Origin of the sequence: Aquimarina rhodophyticola, assembly GCF_042434915.1 — a bacterium.
GTDB lineage: Bacteria > Bacteroidota > Bacteroidia > Flavobacteriales > Flavobacteriaceae > Aquimarina.
On record NZ_CP170198.1, the window covers coordinates 155,869 to 173,349 of the forward strand.

Sequence of the window (17,481 nt, forward strand, 5' to 3'; positions counted from 1 at the left end):
TGAGTAAGGAATCAAAGGTTTCTTGATATCTACTTGTCAAATTTGCTAAATACATTTTTTATAAGACTATTGCACAAAGTATTCTATGTAGAGAAGTAGTGGGGGTCATATTTACGAGGTCTTACACATCTTTATTCAATGTCTTTTTACTTTTCCCCCACACCCCCAATTATATTAATAGTTTACAATAGTGCAATTATGTGATTTTTGAGAGTGATAAAGTTCTTAAAAAGTCCAATATTCTTACATATTATACTACTCTTTGATTCTTTATAATAAATATAAAAAAAAGTAAAAGAAACTGTGCTTTCGTGCAATTTTATTTAAAACATTGATTTTAAGATATTTATAAGGCACGATATACGCACAATTTGCGCACGATTTGCACGAATCAATAATGCGCTAATGTATGTCCACATATACTTTATTGTATCCTAGTACTATTGTGTATGGTTTTGCAGAAAAATTCTACACTTATAGTAAATATCTGTCAGGTATACATACGTAGTACGCATGGGAATGCTTTTCCCGTACTTACAGAGGCTCAAACCTCTCCTTCAAAAATCAAGTTTACCAGCGATTCTTCTACTAGCGAGGTGGGGGTGTTGTATAAAAATAAGCTACAATTATCTTATAAAGGACTCTCAGATTCACATTTTAATGATTTGCACAAAATAGTTACCGGTTTATATGAGGTTTATATAAGGACAGAAGATGGAGAATATTTACAGTTATCATCAACCAGAAGTCCTATGGAAGTAAAGAGTAAATTTAGTAGTAAGGATACTTCATTAACATTTGAAAATGAAGATTTTCTACCCATACTCCAAATGAGTCAACAAAAGGTGAATGACTTAGGTTTTGCCTATACACTTAGTTTTTCTTTATCATAATGGCGTTTCCGGCAATAGTAAATATCCAAACAAAAGAAAATGGAAATCCATTTTTGGATCCAAAAACTCAGCTATCTGCTACAGAGTTAAATGAGCTTGTCTATGCTGTAAATAAAAATGCGTTGTTCTACGGTGTTTATGCTACGAGCGAGGCGTTAAAAAACGCACATACCGATCCAAAGATTGGTGGTTGGGCGTTGTTAAGTGATGGTACCAAATATGTAAGTACTTCTGGAAATTGGATTACCAGAGATGAGAATATTGAACAAAACAATAAAACTCTCGCCAAGCGAATCGTAATTAATAATCCTACGCCCAATGTTAATGAGAATACGGTTGTAGCTAATCAATTAAATATTGAAGAGGCCTTTTTGATTGCCGAGGATGAATCTATTGTTGTCTACACCTATCAAGGGGCAATGGACATGGGTATACATCGTATTGATTATAGCATTGCTACCGGTAAGGGAGAGTATGGCCAACAGGGTAGGGTTTTAAGTGGTTCTCATATTATTAAAACTGCCGTTAAGTACGTAGCAAATGACATACGTAATGGATTTAATATCATAGGCGATATCGGCGCGCAAACCATTTCGGAATATGTGAATAGCAATGGTCCATTTGGTATACAAGGGGATCGCTTTTTTGAGGTAACTATCAATGATATACCAAAAGTCTATTTGTACAAGGGTAATAGCGGTGTTATTGGATTAGATAATCTGCAAGTAGATGAGAATGATTTTTTTGACATCTACGCCGGTTCAACAGAGGCGTTGCTAATCAACATCAATGTTTTTAAACCAGATGCTAGATTTGGTACTTGGACCATTATCGATGGTATGCGGGTAGATAAGAGAATTAATAAGGATTATGAAACGATAGAGATTGGTGATTTTATCATTGGATTTATTGCACCAGATCATTATGTACATGCAGATGTATTGGGGCTACCGTACGAAGATCCATTAAAACTAAAGAAATACGTAAACTCGAAAGGATGAAAAATCTACTTATACTATGGTTACTGCTAAGCATCAGCAATTTGTTATTAGCCCAAAATCCAGGAGTTGATTCTGAACGTTGGAAAGCTAAGACTACACCACCTGCAAACCCAGAAAAGAATCAGATGTATTTGAATGCAACAGATACGTTATTTTACATGTATAATGGTGAACAATGGCAGCAGCATACAAGCAAAATTATACCTTACGAGCGTACCCAGGTCGAGTATGATGCGATACCAATATCAGAACGAAAAGATAAATTATTCTTTATTCTCGATGGAGGATCAGCACCAACAACCCAACAAACAAATTTAGCATATACCTCCTCGCCTTTAAACGGTATTATAACCTCAAGTACGGGAACTAATGCAACAATACCTTTGGCAGATGCTACCAATGCAGGACTGCAAGTAGGAGGATTTATATCTGAAGGTTCGTTTGAACCTACAATCATTGATTTGGGAGGTGGTGCCACCTATAACACTGGTAGTAGCGGATATTATTATAAGATTGGAAAACTAGTATTTTTCTACATGAATCTAATGAGTATTGATACTACGGGTACACCGACTGGAGAATTATCAATACGTAACTTTCCTTTTGATGTTGCTGTAAATGCTGCAATTAATGTAGGAACGATTACAATGACCTCACAATATTTTTCAGGATTTAATACTATTAATGCTTCAATTTTAGCAGAAAACAATGAAGTGAAATTTAATATCAGCGCTTCTATAAGTAATTCTAACGGAGTATTACTAAGTAAAGTAATGTTTACAAACAGTCAGTTAAGGCTGTCTGGAGTATATATAACAAATTAATAAAGTTGTGATGAGAATAAAATTAAATATACTTTTTTTATCATTAATTCTATCTGCTTCAGTATTTGCTCAAAGCGGTAAGATACTGTTAAATGGGGTTGAATACAGCTACAGTGGTAGCGGTTCAGGTGGTACTAATCAGCAAATGTCACTTAATTCATCGACAAATGTATTGACGTTAGAAAACGGTGGTACAGTTGATTTGAGCACATATAAACAAACTATATCAACCTTAGATGTTAACACTAACACTAACATACTTACCGTAACACTTTCAAATGGCAACACTGCTACGGTAGACCTCTCCCATTTGGATAGTGCTGCAGGTAGTACAAATCAAAACGTTTTTGTTCCATCAACTATAACGGATTTTACTACCACAAACATTGCGAGAGCTGGTAAGCTTTGGTCAATACAACAATCATTTGATTTGCAGGGAGCGGCACTTGTTTTGCCCGAAAACGTTACGCTCTCTTTTGATGGAGGTAAAATACTTAACGTGGGTAATTTTGTTGGAAAAAATCCTTCTTTTCGATTCAAAGATGATGAGATGGGAATTGACTTATTCAACGCAAGCTTAAGTGGAGATTTTAATGTAACTGAAGTTAGAGCTTCCAATTTTGGCGGTCGTGATAATGGCTTGGTAACCACGGATAATTTTAACCTTGGTAAGCAATTGCTTTATATGGCTAATCAGAATGGAGGTAAAGTTATTTTCAATAAAAAAGATACAGGTATTTATTACAGATCTGTATATAATGATGATTATCTAAGCCCATTTTTCCCTAATATAAACACCGATTATAGATGGATAGTTGGTAATGGTCAGGATAATGTAATTGTAGAGCACAAGTCAGGGGTAGAAATAAGAGTTATACCGAGTGATGGAAATTTTAAATCTAATATTTATTTATTTTATAACACCTCAAATTCTGAAATTAAGGGAGGAACCTTACGAGGAGATCGATACGAGCATTTATATGATCAAAAAATAACTGTAAATACAGCTACTACCACATCGGGAAATCTTAGGTTTAGGGTGATTGAGCATTATGCAAATCGAGATAATTCTACAAAAAGAGAAATTAGTGAATTGATATCGCTATCTGCAGGAACAAAACAAGACAACGTTAATGAGATAGTGACATTTATTAATGCTAATGCAGCTTTTGCAGATTACACTGCTATAGATAATGGGGATTTCTCTATAAAAATTTCTGGCCAACTTGGGCAATACTATACCTTATTTATAACAAATGAAGGTGCAAATGGCGATGTTAGTAGGACACTGTATACATATGAATGGGGACACGCTATAGTTCATGGTTCCGCCTCCTATAACTGTAAAGTTGCAGATATACATTTAACTGAATTTCATGGCGATGGCCTAGGTTCTAAGTCTCAATTGAATGGAACTCCAGAAATAGTAAATACAGACTTACAAACTGGATTTATCGATGAGAACGGAGTGGAGTCAGCCTCTACCGATTATTACGTGTTGACCAATACAAGAAATTTACCAACTCATCAAGAATATTTTTCTCTATCGCCCAACTCCTTTGCTTCGGTAACACTTGCTTATTTTAGATATTGGATGTTGTATTATGACGCTTCAGATAACTTTATAGCAAAGTCGCCACCGCTTACACCTTTCCAAAGATATTATCCGCCAAAAGAAGCTAGTAAGTATAAGATAATGATCGATAATAATGGTGCTGATATTTCTAGTTTTCGTTATTATGTTAATTCAAGAAGTACTCCTTATGGAGCAATTTGGAATAATGTAGAAATTAGCTATTGCCGTAGACTAGGTTTTTCAAACCCACCTTTAAACTTATCTTTAAAAAGATCCAAAATTCACCATATTGGGGGAGCAGAGCCAGAATACGCAGGAAATTTTGAGGATTTAGCTAAACACGCTATAGGAGGTATTATGGAAGATAATGAGTTTCACGATAATACTGGAGGAGATTTAATTTTTAAAGGAGGTAGCCAGTTTATAATTAGAGGAAATAGATTCTTAGGCAATTCAGTTCCGCTAGGAGCAGCCTACGAGAATAAAGGAGCTGCTATATCTACAGAGTACAGCCGTAGAATTAACATATCTGACAATTTTTTTAATAATAGGACAGTGTCTTTAGATGTAGGCACTCAGTTTCACGATAATGATCTAGAAAATTCTGTTATCAGTATAAAATCTGGATCCGTATCTGTTTATAATAATAAAGGTCTCAATACGGTGGTAGATGCAACTACTTCTACTGACCCTGATAACTATACTCAATCTTTAGGTGGATCCACGGTGTCTGTCTTCAAAAATAACACGCTCTCATTTACCCAGCCATGGGATACATCAATTATTTATAGTACAAACAACTTAGCAGTAATAAATAACAATATAAAGGTAAATGATGCAGCTTTAAGGCATAATCAATTAACTGATCCAAGTATAACTAATTTGGTACTAAATAGAACGATTACCAATATGGTAAAGGCAGATAAAATAGTGCCTAACACTAGTACCCCGTTTCAAGGCTATTATCGAGGTAACAGAGTCGAGGGCGCAAAGGCTAATGATATTTATCGACATAATGTAGGTTGGGCTGTTTATGCAACCGATCTAACTGACGAAGAATATTCAACATCGTTGATTGTTGATGCAGGTTTTCCACAAAAATTTACGATAGATGGTATTAAAATAAATGGATGGTTGGATTTTAGATTATCTCAATATCCTACAGATGGCGTTGGTGATTTTCATACGATAACTGTCAAAAATTCTACTGTTAACGTTCCTTCTAATATTGATGAAAATAAAGGTTATTTAAATAATACCTATAGAGGATCGGGGGAGAAAACGAGACTCTTATCAACGCCAGATGGAGTTAACGCTAATTTTGTCTTTGAGAATGTAAATTTTGTAACCGACGATACAACGGGACAGCTTTTTATGTATTTAGGACATAGAGGGACTACCAAATTTATTAACTGCAAGTTTAAAGCCCCTGTTGCTCAAACTATAGATCTCAATGCATCGGGTAGTTCTGGTACAATAACTAATTATACCTCTAATGTCAATGGGGATGTTACTATAATACAACCAGAATATACCAATATTTCATTCAATTTAAGATCAAGTGATAGGGAACATTTTTTTTCTACCTCGGGAGGAACTCAAGGTGCATCGCAACTAAGTGAGTTAAGTGACATACAAACATCAACACCAACTAATAAGAATATTCTTATTGCAAATGGAACTAAGTTTGAAAGCAGACCCTTTGATACAGATGATTTAACAGATGGTTCGAACCTTTATAAGAAAAATGTTGATTTAGTGATCGATAATAAAGAAATGTTGATGTCTAGCACTTTGGGAGTAACCAAGTCATTTAAATCTACGTCATCTTTTAACGGGAATAACTACGGTTTTACATTCAACTGGGTAAACGGACAATATTATCTTAATTGGAATAACTATACAGATTCTGAAGAAAATAGATTTGTGATTGATAGAAATAGTTTTAGACCAGTTGTTGATGATTATACTTCTTTGGGGAGTAATACTTTTAGATTTAAAAATGGCTGGTTTAGAGGAACGGTGTATTCGGGAGGAGGAGATAGTGATGATTGGAATGCTGTGGCTAAAAGATTTAGATCCCCAGCACTCAACATACCAAATTTGACAATCAAATCACAAGCGATTCTTTTTGACGGAGAGATAAGATTAGTTAAATCAGAATCAAGATTATACTGGTATGATGCCACCGAGACTGGAACAGATCCTACCTGGTATGCACCAGATGATCAAGTTGATGGTACAGGTTATTGGAAACGTATAAACTAATCTTTAAAGTTTAAAACCTATGACTACAAGACAAACAGATAAAAAGTGGTACGAGGCTAAAGAAATTTGGATGATCGGTTTTCTATTATTCTCTGTTTATTTTACTGATTTCTGGAAAGAACAAAAAGAAAGTTTGACACCAAAGCAAGTAGAGCAAAATGTATTACTCTTAGAGATACAGTTCACCATCAAATCATTTGCAGAACAGCTTAAGAAAATAAGTGATAAGCAAGATGATGCTTATACAACTAAGGATGCTTTGGATCATGAAGAGGAACAAAATGAAAAGTGGAAACGTAATGATACCAAGATTCAAGAAATCAATAAAGAACTTAATAAACATAGAAGTTTTATGGAGGAACATGATGATTTTAAAAGAGATACAGAACGTTTTATAAAAGATTTTAGCAACAAAAATTGAATAGAAATTATGGAGATTTTAAAAGGGTTTGGGTTCTCTTTACTAATTATAACGATTATTAAACTGATCGATTATAGGTTAAAAAAGAGAAAGGGATTGATCCATGGATCGTTTGATCCAGTATATTTTTTTAAAGATAACTGGATGGATTACTGTATAAATATAGGGCTTTCGTTTATTGTATACTCCTTTGATCATGATGTAATTGTTTGGGTAAATGAATTCCTAGATAAAATGGAGTTTAAATGGCAACTAATTCATGTAGAGAATAAACTATTCTTCTTTGTTTTGGTACCAGTGGTCATAGCGGGTATTTCTTATAAATTTTTTAGGAACAAGCTTGCGATTCCAACACAACAAAAAGTAAGCCCTCATATAACGAAGTCATGAAAGCATTACGAGTAGCATTAACGCAAATAGGAATAAAGGAGATTGTTGGAAAACAAGACAACCCCGAGGTGCTCAAATACTTTAACGAGACGGGATTTGATGGGGCTAAATTAAAAGATGAAACCGCATGGTGTGCAGCTTTTATTAACTGGTGTTGCAAAGAAGCCGGTTTGCCATATTCAAATAAATTAACGGCGCGAAGCTGGCTTAAAATAGGGAATCAAACATCACAACCTAAGCTTGGAGATATTGCTGTTTTTTGGCGTGGCTCTCCTGATAGCTGGCAGGGACATGTGGGTTTTTATATAAGAGAAAACGTGGGTTGGATATATGTATTAGGTGGCAATCAATCTAACCAGGTATCTATTAAAGCATATCCAAAAAGCAGAGTATTACAGTACAGGGAGTTATGTTGACTTAAATTGATGATTATGAAACCACAGATTCCATTACAAGATATTATTGATGAGTTGCCGTTGACATTTGTTAATGAGGTAATGACTTGTAATGACGTGCCTATGTTAAAACGAAAACTCAATCGCACCTACTGTTATAACCGCCGGAATGTGATAAAGTCGCGGATTGATCATTTAAATTATTTAGCAGAATGAAAAAGCTACTCAGTAATTTTTGGTTTTGGCTTGCGTGGTTGTTGATTATCAATATTTTTCTATCATTAATAAATAAAGATGAAGCTGTAGCATATCTAAATAGTCTTGTTAAATCAGATACAAAACAACTAGAGATTGTAGAGGAAAAATACGAGTCTTTAATTAAAGAACAGATTCAGGCAGTAAATGAGCTGAAAGCACTTGAGCGTAAGTACGACAGCGTTGTCTTGCTTCAGGACACTGAGAACAAAAAACTACATAACATTATACAACTACAACATGAAAAAATTAATGCATATCATGCTGGCAATTTTAATGAGCGTTTCTTGTTATTCTCAGGATTGGTTCTTAAAAAAGACAATACATCAAAATAAAAATGCGGTACTAATTAGTGAGAGTGTAATGGATTCCATTAGTCTTGCTATCATGGATTATAATATCTGCAAAAAGCAGAGTTTCAAAAATCAGTTCGAACTTAAAGCTGAGCAATTAAAAAACTCTATACTTTTGGAAAAAGTAAATACTCTTGAGGGATTAGTTGAAACCGAACAGCAAAAGAACGCGCTTTTACAAGAAAAAATTAAAGTGAGCACTCGAATTTTGGAAAGCGAAAAGACGCTACTCAAACAAAAAAAATCAGGTAAACTATTGTGGTTTGGTACTGGAGTTTCTATCGGGGTGATTGGGGCTCTTTTAATGGTTACTTTGTAACTTTCATTTATAAACATTTATATGTTAATTATATTACAAATACTAACCTATATAAAGTAAAAATATTAGTATTTTTAAGTAGTTAAAGCTTATGAGTAACAATCGTCAAATACTTCCTTTTCCACTCCCTCAATATCTGGCTACATATTTTGGTAATAAGCTTAATACAAAGGAACATCTATTGTCAAACGGTTCATTAGCTAAACCTTTTTACGTGGATATGTTTTCTCCGTTCGGAATATTTGTTTATGAGAAATTATCGAAAGCCAATAAACCAGAAGTTTTAAAAAAGGGGATGACTTTTTTTATAGAAGTAAGTTTAACAGCTGGTAGTAATTTCAAAAATGTCGTAGAGGGGAGATATGCATTAATGGGATTGGATGAAAATGCAATTAAAGAAATTGAATTGAGATTCAAAGCTGCTTTTGAAAGGGAATTACTTGCTTATGTGGCGGGAGCAGAATCACAACATGAAGTTTCTTTGAAAAGAGAAAGAACAGGAAAAAGGTGCACAGAAAATTATAGAGTAAGAACGAGAGCTATAAAACGTTTTTGCGAAAAAAATAACGTTTTATACACTGATAAGAATTTAGAAGCATGGAAAAAACGGTGTCACAGAGCTAAAAAGAAACATACTGAACTGATTTACAATGCTTTATAATTTATCCCGTTAGTTTGTCCTTATAAATGTTAAAATTATACTTCGATTTTCATTCGTTTTGATGAAAAATTAAATATTTAATCAGTATTCAAAACTTTTACTTCCTCTCTTACCATTTATACTGTCTATTTATAATTTACCCCTACCACCTATCATTGTATTGTAGATATTAAACACGATGCAATGTTATTTTCAAAAACCGCCAGCGAGATTAGAAGAGGGTTATGGGCTATTGATCCTTTAACCGGATTTTACAATCTACAACTTGCCAATGATATCCTTTCAGGTAACATCAAATCCAAAGAAGTAAAAATACAATCAGCCATTCGTGAAGTGGTAAATAATGATGGGCTTCCTGTCACGGGATCCAATCCACAAGAAATACCAGAAGGTAGTATTGGGATTGTTAGTATTACCGGCAACATGATCAAATACGGTAACCGGTATTGCTGGGGCGCAGATGAGTTGGTAGCATTTGCCAAGTACTTTGATGCACATCCTAATATTATAGGGATGATATTTCTAATCGATTCTGGTGGCGGTGCAGTAAGTGCCGTGGCTCCATATTTAGATTTTCTAAAAAATAAAAAGAAGCCAGTTGTTGCATTATGTGATTTCTGCGCATCTGCTGCTTTATGGATTGGTGTTGGATGCGATTATGTAATGGCCGAGAATGATATCAGCTCAGCATTTGGAAGTATCGGGGTGTTGGCATCCTTCCTTGATTATAAAAAAGCATACGAAATGGCGGGAATTGTTGAGCACAACGTGTATGCAGATCAATCTCCCGATAAAAGCAAAGATATCAGAGATGCTCTTGAGGGCAATTATGAACTTCTTAAAGAACTTACGCTTAACCCGCTTGCAATAAAATTTCAAGATAATGTAAAAGCCCTTAGAGGTAAAAAACTGGACTTATCGGTTGATCGCTTGTTAACTGGTGGAATGTTTTATGCCGAGGACGCTGTGGATATTGGCCTCACCGATGAGATTGGCAATCGGGATGCAGCAATACAAAAAGTTAAAGAGCTTGCGGCTATGCAAGCGTTTATGAATACTTAAACCAATTACTAATTTAAATTTTTTACAATGAAATGGAGTGAAATTCTATCAGCGGTAAACAAAGTTCTGGGTCGGGAAATTAAGGCCGATGAACCTGTGAATCTTACTGATGCAGAAAAAACAGCAGTGAACGCGTTACATGATGGGTTCGCTGAAAAATTTGAGACGGAGCATAATAAACGCGCCTCAGCAACTAAAGAAGTCGAAGCTTCAAACAAAGCTATCGATGCGTTTATGAAGGAGCAAGGTATTGAGCCTGCTGCAAAAGAAGTTGAAGATACGGACGAGGAGAATCCGTCGACGGTTTTGCCTAATGCAGATTCCAGTTTGCAGGAAAAAATCAATGCGGTCTTAAAAGATAATAAGCAACTCAAGGCTTCTAATCAAAAATTAGCTGCCGATGTAGAGAAGCTTAAAATACTTCCTACTGCCGAGGTGCCTGAAAAAATCAAAGCAAACATGAATACACACAGTTACAAGCACTCTGCTACACATTTATTTGGGCAGGATGTAGATTACAATGCTTTTGAAGGTCGTCCTTGGAATAAGGCAGCAAAAGAAGCTAGTTTGGGCAATCCGATTGATCAGATTAAAGCAGCTACCGATTGGACCGATACAGCTAATATTGATAAGCTGAATCAGGATATTCAAAATTATTTCAGAAAACATACCAAAGAGATTAAGCATACGCTTCTTGATGGTTTGGAGATGAAGAAATACATGAAAATGATTTCTGGAGTTTCCGATGAGTTGGTTTGGACTACCCTGACAACCGGTGAAATTACACAATCGCTTAAGAAAAAGTATTTACCCAAAAACAAAGCCAAGTTCGATGCTGAGAAGGCGAAAGTACGCGACATCCAGATCGACATGACTTTTGAAGGGTATAAGCTTAAGTTACTGGAAAAATCCTACTTACAAAACTTCCAACAACTGGGTATAGCTGGATCGAATCCATATAAAGAGACTTTTGTACGATATCTCGTCGCTGCAATCATGAAAGAAGCGCGTAAGGAGGATAAAATTGTGATGGGTCGAGGAGTATATTTTAAAGATCCTGATCGTGATACTCCGGCAAGTTACATGAATAACTTTGATGGATTGTTAAAGCATATTCATAAAGCTAGAGGCGTCAAGTACCGTCCGTTCAAAATGGGACAGCCAACCGAGCAAAACATTTATGAATATTTAAATTCAATGGTAGAGAAACTACCATATGAGATCCGTATTCTTCCAGATCTGCAAATCGTTTGCTCTCCTTACTGGAAACGTAAATATAATGATGCACGTGAGCTTAAAAAAGGAGTACAAAAGAACTATGATGGTGATATCGATTATGTTGATGGCTTTAAAAACATAGAAATAGTAACCTATGATCAATTAGAAGGTCAAAACTTAATTTATATCACAACTAAGGATAATGAATATGGTTTAACTGATAAGCCAGGAGAGGATGGATTCTTACAATTTGAAAAAAACAAGCGAGATATTGATGTCTTTGGAGACTATAAACTAGGAACCTTTATCGCAATGTTTGGTCGTAAACTGTTTGATGTAGCTACAAACAGCTATGAGAACCAATTATTTTTCTCTAATGATGTAGAATTCTTAACAGATACGTATGTGCCTGTTCCTGCTGATACAGCTATACCTTCTTTAGCTACGCATCATTCATTAGTGATTGGTTCGGGTAACACTTCGGCTACTAATATTACTGATTTTAAAGACGCAACCGTTGGTCAAAAAGTATACCTATTAGGAAATGCTGATAGTAACGTATCAACTGTGAAAAACACTGAAAGTATTGTGCTTAAAGGCGGTGTTGACTTTCCGTTAGCTAACGGTAATCTCTTGGTGCTTAATGCACTTCCGGGCGGCAAGTTTATAGAGGTAGAACGTAAATTAGTGACAGACATAGAGCAAGTGACACATGTGCAACTTGCAGCAGATGCAACTACAGCAGATGCATTACAGGGAACTAACTTTATTACACAAGCTAATACAACACCAACTGCATTTACAGACATTGAAAATGCAGTGGTAGATGAAGTGTATACGATTACAGGTGGCAGCGGTACAAACGCTACGACTATTGCTAGTGGAGGTAAATTCTTTATTTCTGAAACAATCACCTTAACCGTTGACAAGTTCATTACTGTGGTATATAACGGGGATCAGTTCGTAGAGCAGAACCGCGGGTAGCTTATTGTATCCCTTTTTATAAGGGGTGTTATTTTATTAACTTTTTAATATTTTTACAATGTCATACGTTAAAGTAAATATAAGAAAAAAGCCTGGTGGTGGTGCGCCACAAGCTAAAAGCCAAGAGGTTGTTGTGATCGATTTAGCTGATGTAGCTATATGGCCCAGCCGTGACGGCAAAGGCGTGCTTATGGTGGGCGATATACAGATGAAGCCAGGTAAATATGCAACGATCATCGAAGCGACAGCGAGCACGATTAGTTTACCAGTAACCAGTGAAGGTGAAGAGGATGCTGTGTCGTTTACATCTTTACCAGAATTTTCACATCCGGGTAGCTCCTTAGAATTCGATGAGTTCATCACTAATATGACCAACAGAAACTTAGCCATAGGTTTCAAAATTGGTGCTTGCGATGGTGATGTGCCTTATTACAGATTTTATGGTACTCCGTGTACACCACTATCTTTAATGGTAGAGGGAACCAACAATAATGAGAGTACTTCCAACTTGGTGAAGTTTCAGCAATTCCAAAAAAGTAGATCCGTACCGGGTAGATATTCGGGAACTGTAACCTTTGCAACGGTTAACGCTGTAGCTGCAGATGCGACTACGGTAGATGTGGCTGCGGGATCCGGTAGATATCAATTACAGGATAATTCTATTGCTATTGGTATAACTGATATTTTAAATGCCACAACAGGCCTTCAATACACTTTACTGGGTAGTGGTGGTACTAATCCGGCGACAATTGCATCTTCAGCTGCAAATTTTATTTTAGCAGGTGCGGTTGACTGGCAAGGTTTAGCGGGAACACAAATCACCTTTGAGGCAATTGATCAAGGAGCAGGAGATCACGTTTTTGTAGAACGATCCAGAAGTTAAAAACAATTTAATAATGGTTGTAAAATCCTGATTACCGAGAAGTAATCAGGATTTTCTGTGTTAAAATAGGTCAATTTCGTGCGTTTTGCACGATATCCGCACAAAATCGTGCGCAATTTCGTGCGATATAACTATATGGTTATTAGTACTTTAAGTGGTTTGCGCACGAATGCACGATTTTAAGGCACTTTTTTAGTTCCTTTTGCCTCTCTTGTTCTTTTAATCAAAATAAAAAAGAAAACACATGCTGTTTACATCTGTGGATTGTCCATATATAGGATGCAATTGCATGCTATTTTGCAGTCAACAAATTAGGGAATCAAAACTAAAACTCATGGCAACAACTAAGAACGATGTTATCGATTATTTAAAAAATGATCGCTCTCTTACTGGGGGAAAAAATCTATATAATAAAATGATTGGCAAATCTTTAGCGGTTCAAAATTCTTTTAATCGTATGATTAACTCCAGAGAAAATCTCGCTAAGATGTATTATGAGATAGGTAGAGTTGTGGGAATTACCGAGCGTGAAATTTTAATTTATACCTCACAACCTATTAAATCTATAACAGGCAAAAAGGTGATTAAGCTAACTCCTGTTAAAAAATCGTTGGACGATCTGATCCTTGCTTTTAATCCTAATAAAAAGATTGCGTATCACGAACTTAAAAAGTTTGCGTCCCGGTTAGCTGAAGAAAAGAAGGTTGAGTTCAAGAATCAAAAAGCCAGTACGCTGTCTGATGGTATACTTGCAACAGCTTCAAAAATTCGTATAGAACAATTAACTCATGCTCCCGCAGAAGTTAAAAATACGATTCGATTGTATGAGCAGTTTCCGTTCTTAAGATGGAAAAACTGTCCGGATGTATTTAAGATTCTGGTAGCCAATATGATCACAGCTTACAGCGAATACAGAGCAGCACATTCTTCTCTTTTTGAAAAAGCTAAGCAAGAAGAACTTGCAGCAATAGCTGCTACGGTAAAGGATAATTATATAGAAAACAAATTGATATGGGATGAGTTGGAGTATTATCAGGAGAACCAACAAATATTAGGTAAGCATGAGATTTTTACTAAGCAAAATTTAGCTACAGAAATTTCAGAGATCAGCACAGAGGAGTTGAGTAAAAAGATAAGTAATATCAAAACAAATGTTAGCCGTAACAAAAAGAAGGCAACTGATAAACAAAGAAGTGATGCAGATCGTGAGAAATCTCAGGAGTTACTAGAAAAGTATGAACTTGAGTTAACTGTTGCAGAGCAGGAATTAGCCAAAAGATAACTGTGAAGGTTTTAAAAAACAGAAAAACACATGCTCTGGACCTTTCTGATGATGAATTGGAAATGGTTTCAGAGCTTTCTGCACATAACCTACTACTCAAAGAAATTGCCCTGCAGCTTAATATTGATTACCGCAGTTTCATAGCTGCTTGGCGCAATAAAGAATCCAAAGTGTATTTGGCGCATCGTCGTGGTATAGATCAACAAGAGATCGATAAAAACGAAGCCTTACTAAATCAAGTTGCTGGAGGTAATATCACTGCGATTCAGATGTATGAAAACAATGAACGTATCCGTGCTTTTAATGATTCTAAAACAGAAATCTTCGGAATATGAATGTACAAAGAGAACTTCTCGACGTAGATCTTGATACGCTTAGACGTTGGGTAGAGACGCGTGAAAACGAAGTAATGCCCGAGGAATTAGTCATTTATCTTGAACAGTTAGAAAAAGTATACGGTTGGCATCACACCATGATGCTCGAGCATGATATTATAAAGAATCTGATCGCTACCTATCCGGAGATGAGCCGATACAAGGCAAAGCACATCTATGCAGATGCTATTAATTATTTTTATTTGGATAACGATGTATCGCAGGAAGCATGGGCCAATATTTACGCCGAACGCCTTGATAAATTAGCGCTCTTACTGCTTAAAACGGCAGACACACCTGATCAATTACATAAGGTTAAAGACATCTGGAAGGAAGCTGCTACTCTTCGCGGAGCTTACAGTGATAAAAAAGACGAAATTCCCGCAGAGTTTTACGAAAAGCGTGTGGTTCTATACACGAACAAATTAGAGGATATAGGGATGCCTCCAGTATCTCGTAGCGAAATTGCAAAAATGATCGATGGTATGCCGCTCACTCAAGCAGAAGCGCTGGACTTAAAACGTGATGCAGCCATAGAGCCTCAAATCTTATTCAACCCAAATGAGTCGTCGTCCGAAGATTAAAAAAGGCGCAGATAGTCTTAAAAAGCTATTCGCTAATTGGCTGTCACAGCTTATTAGTATGATAGCTCCGCAGCATCTTGTAGCTATTTTAGGTCGTGGTACAGGTAAAACTACTGATATCATAGCAAAGCGATTAATAGATATATGCTATGACATGCCCGGCTGTTATATAGCGATCTCCAGTGATACCTATATGAATGCGCTTAAAAACGTCTTACCCTCCATAATCGAAGGTTGGAAGCGTAACGGATGGATTGAAGGGATTCACTTCGTGGTTGGTACCAGGCCTCCTAAAAAGTTTTATCCTAAAGGTTATACAGGGCCTTACAAACCGCCTATTAGTTGGAAACATACAATTACTGTATTTACCGGAACACATTTCAAACTTATCTCACAGGATCGACCTTCCACGGGCGCAGGTGATTCCTATCAGCATATCGTGGGCGATGAGATCAAGTACCAGGCAGAAAAAAAGATTAACAAACTGACACCTGCTTTACGTGGAGAGTTTGTGAGATTTGGTCATTCACCTTATTATATGGGAACGACCTTTACCTCAGATATGCCGAACCCAAATCACGGGGAGCATGACTGGATCTTGAAGCGTAAGGAGAATATGGATCCCAAGCAGATAAAAACAATAATTTACTGCGCTGATATTGTCAACACCCTAAATATTGAAAAAGTAAACGCTCAGGAAAACAACGATTTTATTGAAGTTAAGCGTATCAATAAAAATCTTGCTCGATGGGAGGCTCGGTTGAAAAAGGCCCGTCGCGGTTCAACATTTTTCTATATAGGCAGTAGTTTTGTAAATATTGATATACTGCGTCCAGAGTATTTTTATACTATCCTTAAAACCATGAACTTTAGAGAAGTGATGGTTGCAATCTTCTCAATTCTACCAAAGCTGGAAAAAGGGCAAATGTTCTATCCTAACCTGTCACGAACTAACTTTTATGCTAATGGCTATAACTACACCAGGTATTCGAGAAGTAAAGATGGGAAAGATGTAGATCGAAGCTCGCTGGATTTAAAATATGTAAATCACCACGAACACTTAGAAGGTGGCTTGGACACGGGTAAAATGTGTTCACTTGTCATAGGTCAACCTGAGAGCGCTGAGATTTATAGAGTGTTAAAAGAATTTTACACGCTACCCCCTGAGTTTTTGCCAGCTTTAGGCAAGAAGTTTAGAGAGTTTTTTAAAGATCATAGAAACAAACATTTCAAATTGTATCATGACCGGGCCGCAAATAAAATGCAAAGCGTTGGTGAAGATCATGCTTCAAAAATAAAGGAGGCTATCGAGTGGGATGTAAACAAAATAGCTACTGGTTGGACTGTCGAGCTTATGAGCCGTAATCAAGGTACTATCTATCAACAGACAGAATACGAATTGATGTTGGAGATGTTAATCAAAAACAACAATAAAGACTTACCTCTGTTACTGATTGATCGTGCAGAATGTTCTGTTCTTAAGGGTAGTATGGAGCAAGCCAAAGTAATAGTTAAGCAAAACAAAGAAGGTCAAAAAACAATCCATAAAGATAAGTCTTCCGAAAAAACGGATAATGAAGAGTTACTGCTTGCCTCTACTAACATGAGTGATGGTCTAAAGTACTTAGTCTGCCGTCCCGAATGGCTCGAAAAACTTGAGGGTAATTCCTTACTATTTTCACCCTCTGCCGACCCTGGAATACATTAACCAACCTCTTAAACTACTCCAAAACACCTC

17 protein-coding genes are annotated in these 17,481 nt (G+C 36.2%); all 17 read left to right on the forward strand.

Annotation, left to right across the window (positions count from 1 at the left end):
• The first annotated feature begins 449 nt into the window (after positions 1-449).
• The 17 genes from ACE939_RS00800 to ACE939_RS00880 all read left to right on the forward strand — a co-directional run bounded on the left by ACE939_RS00800 (position 450) and on the right by ACE939_RS00880 (position 17,451).
• On the forward strand, positions 450-893 hold the full coding sequence (locus ACE939_RS00800; RefSeq protein WP_378186871.1) for a hypothetical protein: 444 nt from the start codon (positions 450-452) through the stop codon (positions 891-893).
• On the forward strand, positions 893-1,894 hold the full coding sequence (locus ACE939_RS00805; RefSeq protein ID WP_378186872.1) for a hypothetical protein: 1,002 nt from the start codon (positions 893-895) through the stop codon (positions 1,892-1,894). The genes ACE939_RS00800 and ACE939_RS00805 overlap by 1 nt, the downstream gene beginning before the upstream one ends.
• Positions 1,891-2,718, forward strand: coding sequence for a hypothetical protein (locus tag ACE939_RS00810; RefSeq protein WP_378186873.1), 828 nt, complete (start codon positions 1,891-1,893; stop codon positions 2,716-2,718). The genes ACE939_RS00805 and ACE939_RS00810 overlap by 4 nt, the downstream gene beginning before the upstream one ends.
• Positions 2,719-2,728: 10 nt before the next feature.
• Positions 2,729-6,562: a hypothetical protein gene (locus ACE939_RS00815; protein WP_378186874.1), complete on the forward strand. Its 3,834-nt coding sequence runs from the start codon at positions 2,729-2,731 to the stop codon at positions 6,560-6,562.
• Positions 6,563-6,581: 19 nt separating this feature from the next.
• Entirely contained in the window at positions 6,582-6,983 is a 402-nt protein-coding gene (locus ACE939_RS00820) for a hypothetical protein (protein WP_378186875.1), read from the forward strand.
• Positions 6,984-6,992: 9 nt separating this feature from the next.
• Positions 6,993-7,373 carry a hypothetical protein gene (locus ACE939_RS00825; RefSeq protein WP_378186876.1) on the forward strand — a complete coding sequence of 127 codons (381 nt, stop codon included), beginning with the start codon at positions 6,993-6,995 and terminating at the stop codon, positions 7,371-7,373.
• A complete protein-coding gene (locus tag ACE939_RS00830; RefSeq protein ID WP_378186877.1) occupies positions 7,370-7,789 on the forward strand; it encodes a TIGR02594 family protein in 420 nt (139 codons plus the stop codon). Before ACE939_RS00825 ends, ACE939_RS00830 begins: the two co-directional genes overlap by 4 nt.
• 191 nt (positions 7,790-7,980) lie before the next feature.
• On the forward strand, positions 7,981-8,358 hold the full coding sequence (locus ACE939_RS00835; RefSeq protein WP_378186878.1) for a hypothetical protein: 378 nt from the start codon (positions 7,981-7,983) through the stop codon (positions 8,356-8,358).
• Positions 8,264-8,695, forward strand: a complete 432-nt coding sequence (locus ACE939_RS00840) for a hypothetical protein (protein ID WP_378186879.1) — start codon at positions 8,264-8,266, stop codon at positions 8,693-8,695. Before ACE939_RS00835 ends, ACE939_RS00840 begins: the two co-directional genes overlap by 95 nt.
• Before the next feature lie 91 nt (positions 8,696-8,786).
• A complete protein-coding gene (locus ACE939_RS00845) occupies positions 8,787-9,356 on the forward strand; it encodes a hypothetical protein (protein ID WP_378186880.1) in 570 nt (189 codons plus the stop codon).
• Between the two features lie 183 nt (positions 9,357-9,539).
• On the forward strand, positions 9,540-10,418 hold the full coding sequence (locus ACE939_RS00850) for a S49 family peptidase (RefSeq protein WP_378186881.1): 879 nt from the start codon (positions 9,540-9,542) through the stop codon (positions 10,416-10,418).
• 27 nt (positions 10,419-10,445) lie between these two features.
• Positions 10,446-12,620 (forward strand): hypothetical protein, encoded by a 2,175-nt coding sequence (locus tag ACE939_RS00855; RefSeq protein ID WP_378186882.1) that lies wholly within the window; start codon positions 10,446-10,448, stop codon positions 12,618-12,620.
• 58 nt (positions 12,621-12,678) lie between these two features.
• Positions 12,679-13,503: a hypothetical protein gene (locus ACE939_RS00860; protein WP_378186883.1), complete on the forward strand. Its 825-nt coding sequence runs from the start codon at positions 12,679-12,681 to the stop codon at positions 13,501-13,503.
• 334 nt (positions 13,504-13,837) lie between these two features.
• The gene (locus ACE939_RS00865) at positions 13,838-14,785 is read left to right on the forward strand and encodes a hypothetical protein (RefSeq protein ID WP_378186884.1); all 948 of its coding nucleotides are present in this window, start codon (positions 13,838-13,840) and stop codon (positions 14,783-14,785) included.
• Between the two features lie 2 nt (positions 14,786-14,787).
• Complete coding sequence (locus ACE939_RS00870; protein ID WP_378186885.1) at positions 14,788-15,120, forward strand: hypothetical protein; 333 nt, start codon at positions 14,788-14,790, stop codon at positions 15,118-15,120.
• Complete coding sequence (locus ACE939_RS00875; RefSeq protein ID WP_378186886.1) at positions 15,117-15,743, forward strand: hypothetical protein; 627 nt, start codon at positions 15,117-15,119, stop codon at positions 15,741-15,743. The genes ACE939_RS00870 and ACE939_RS00875 overlap by 4 nt, the downstream gene beginning before the upstream one ends.
• Complete coding sequence (locus ACE939_RS00880; protein WP_378186887.1) at positions 15,721-17,451, forward strand: hypothetical protein; 1,731 nt, start codon at positions 15,721-15,723, stop codon at positions 17,449-17,451. The genes ACE939_RS00875 and ACE939_RS00880 overlap by 23 nt, the downstream gene beginning before the upstream one ends.
• Positions 17,452-17,481 lie beyond the last annotated feature (30 nt).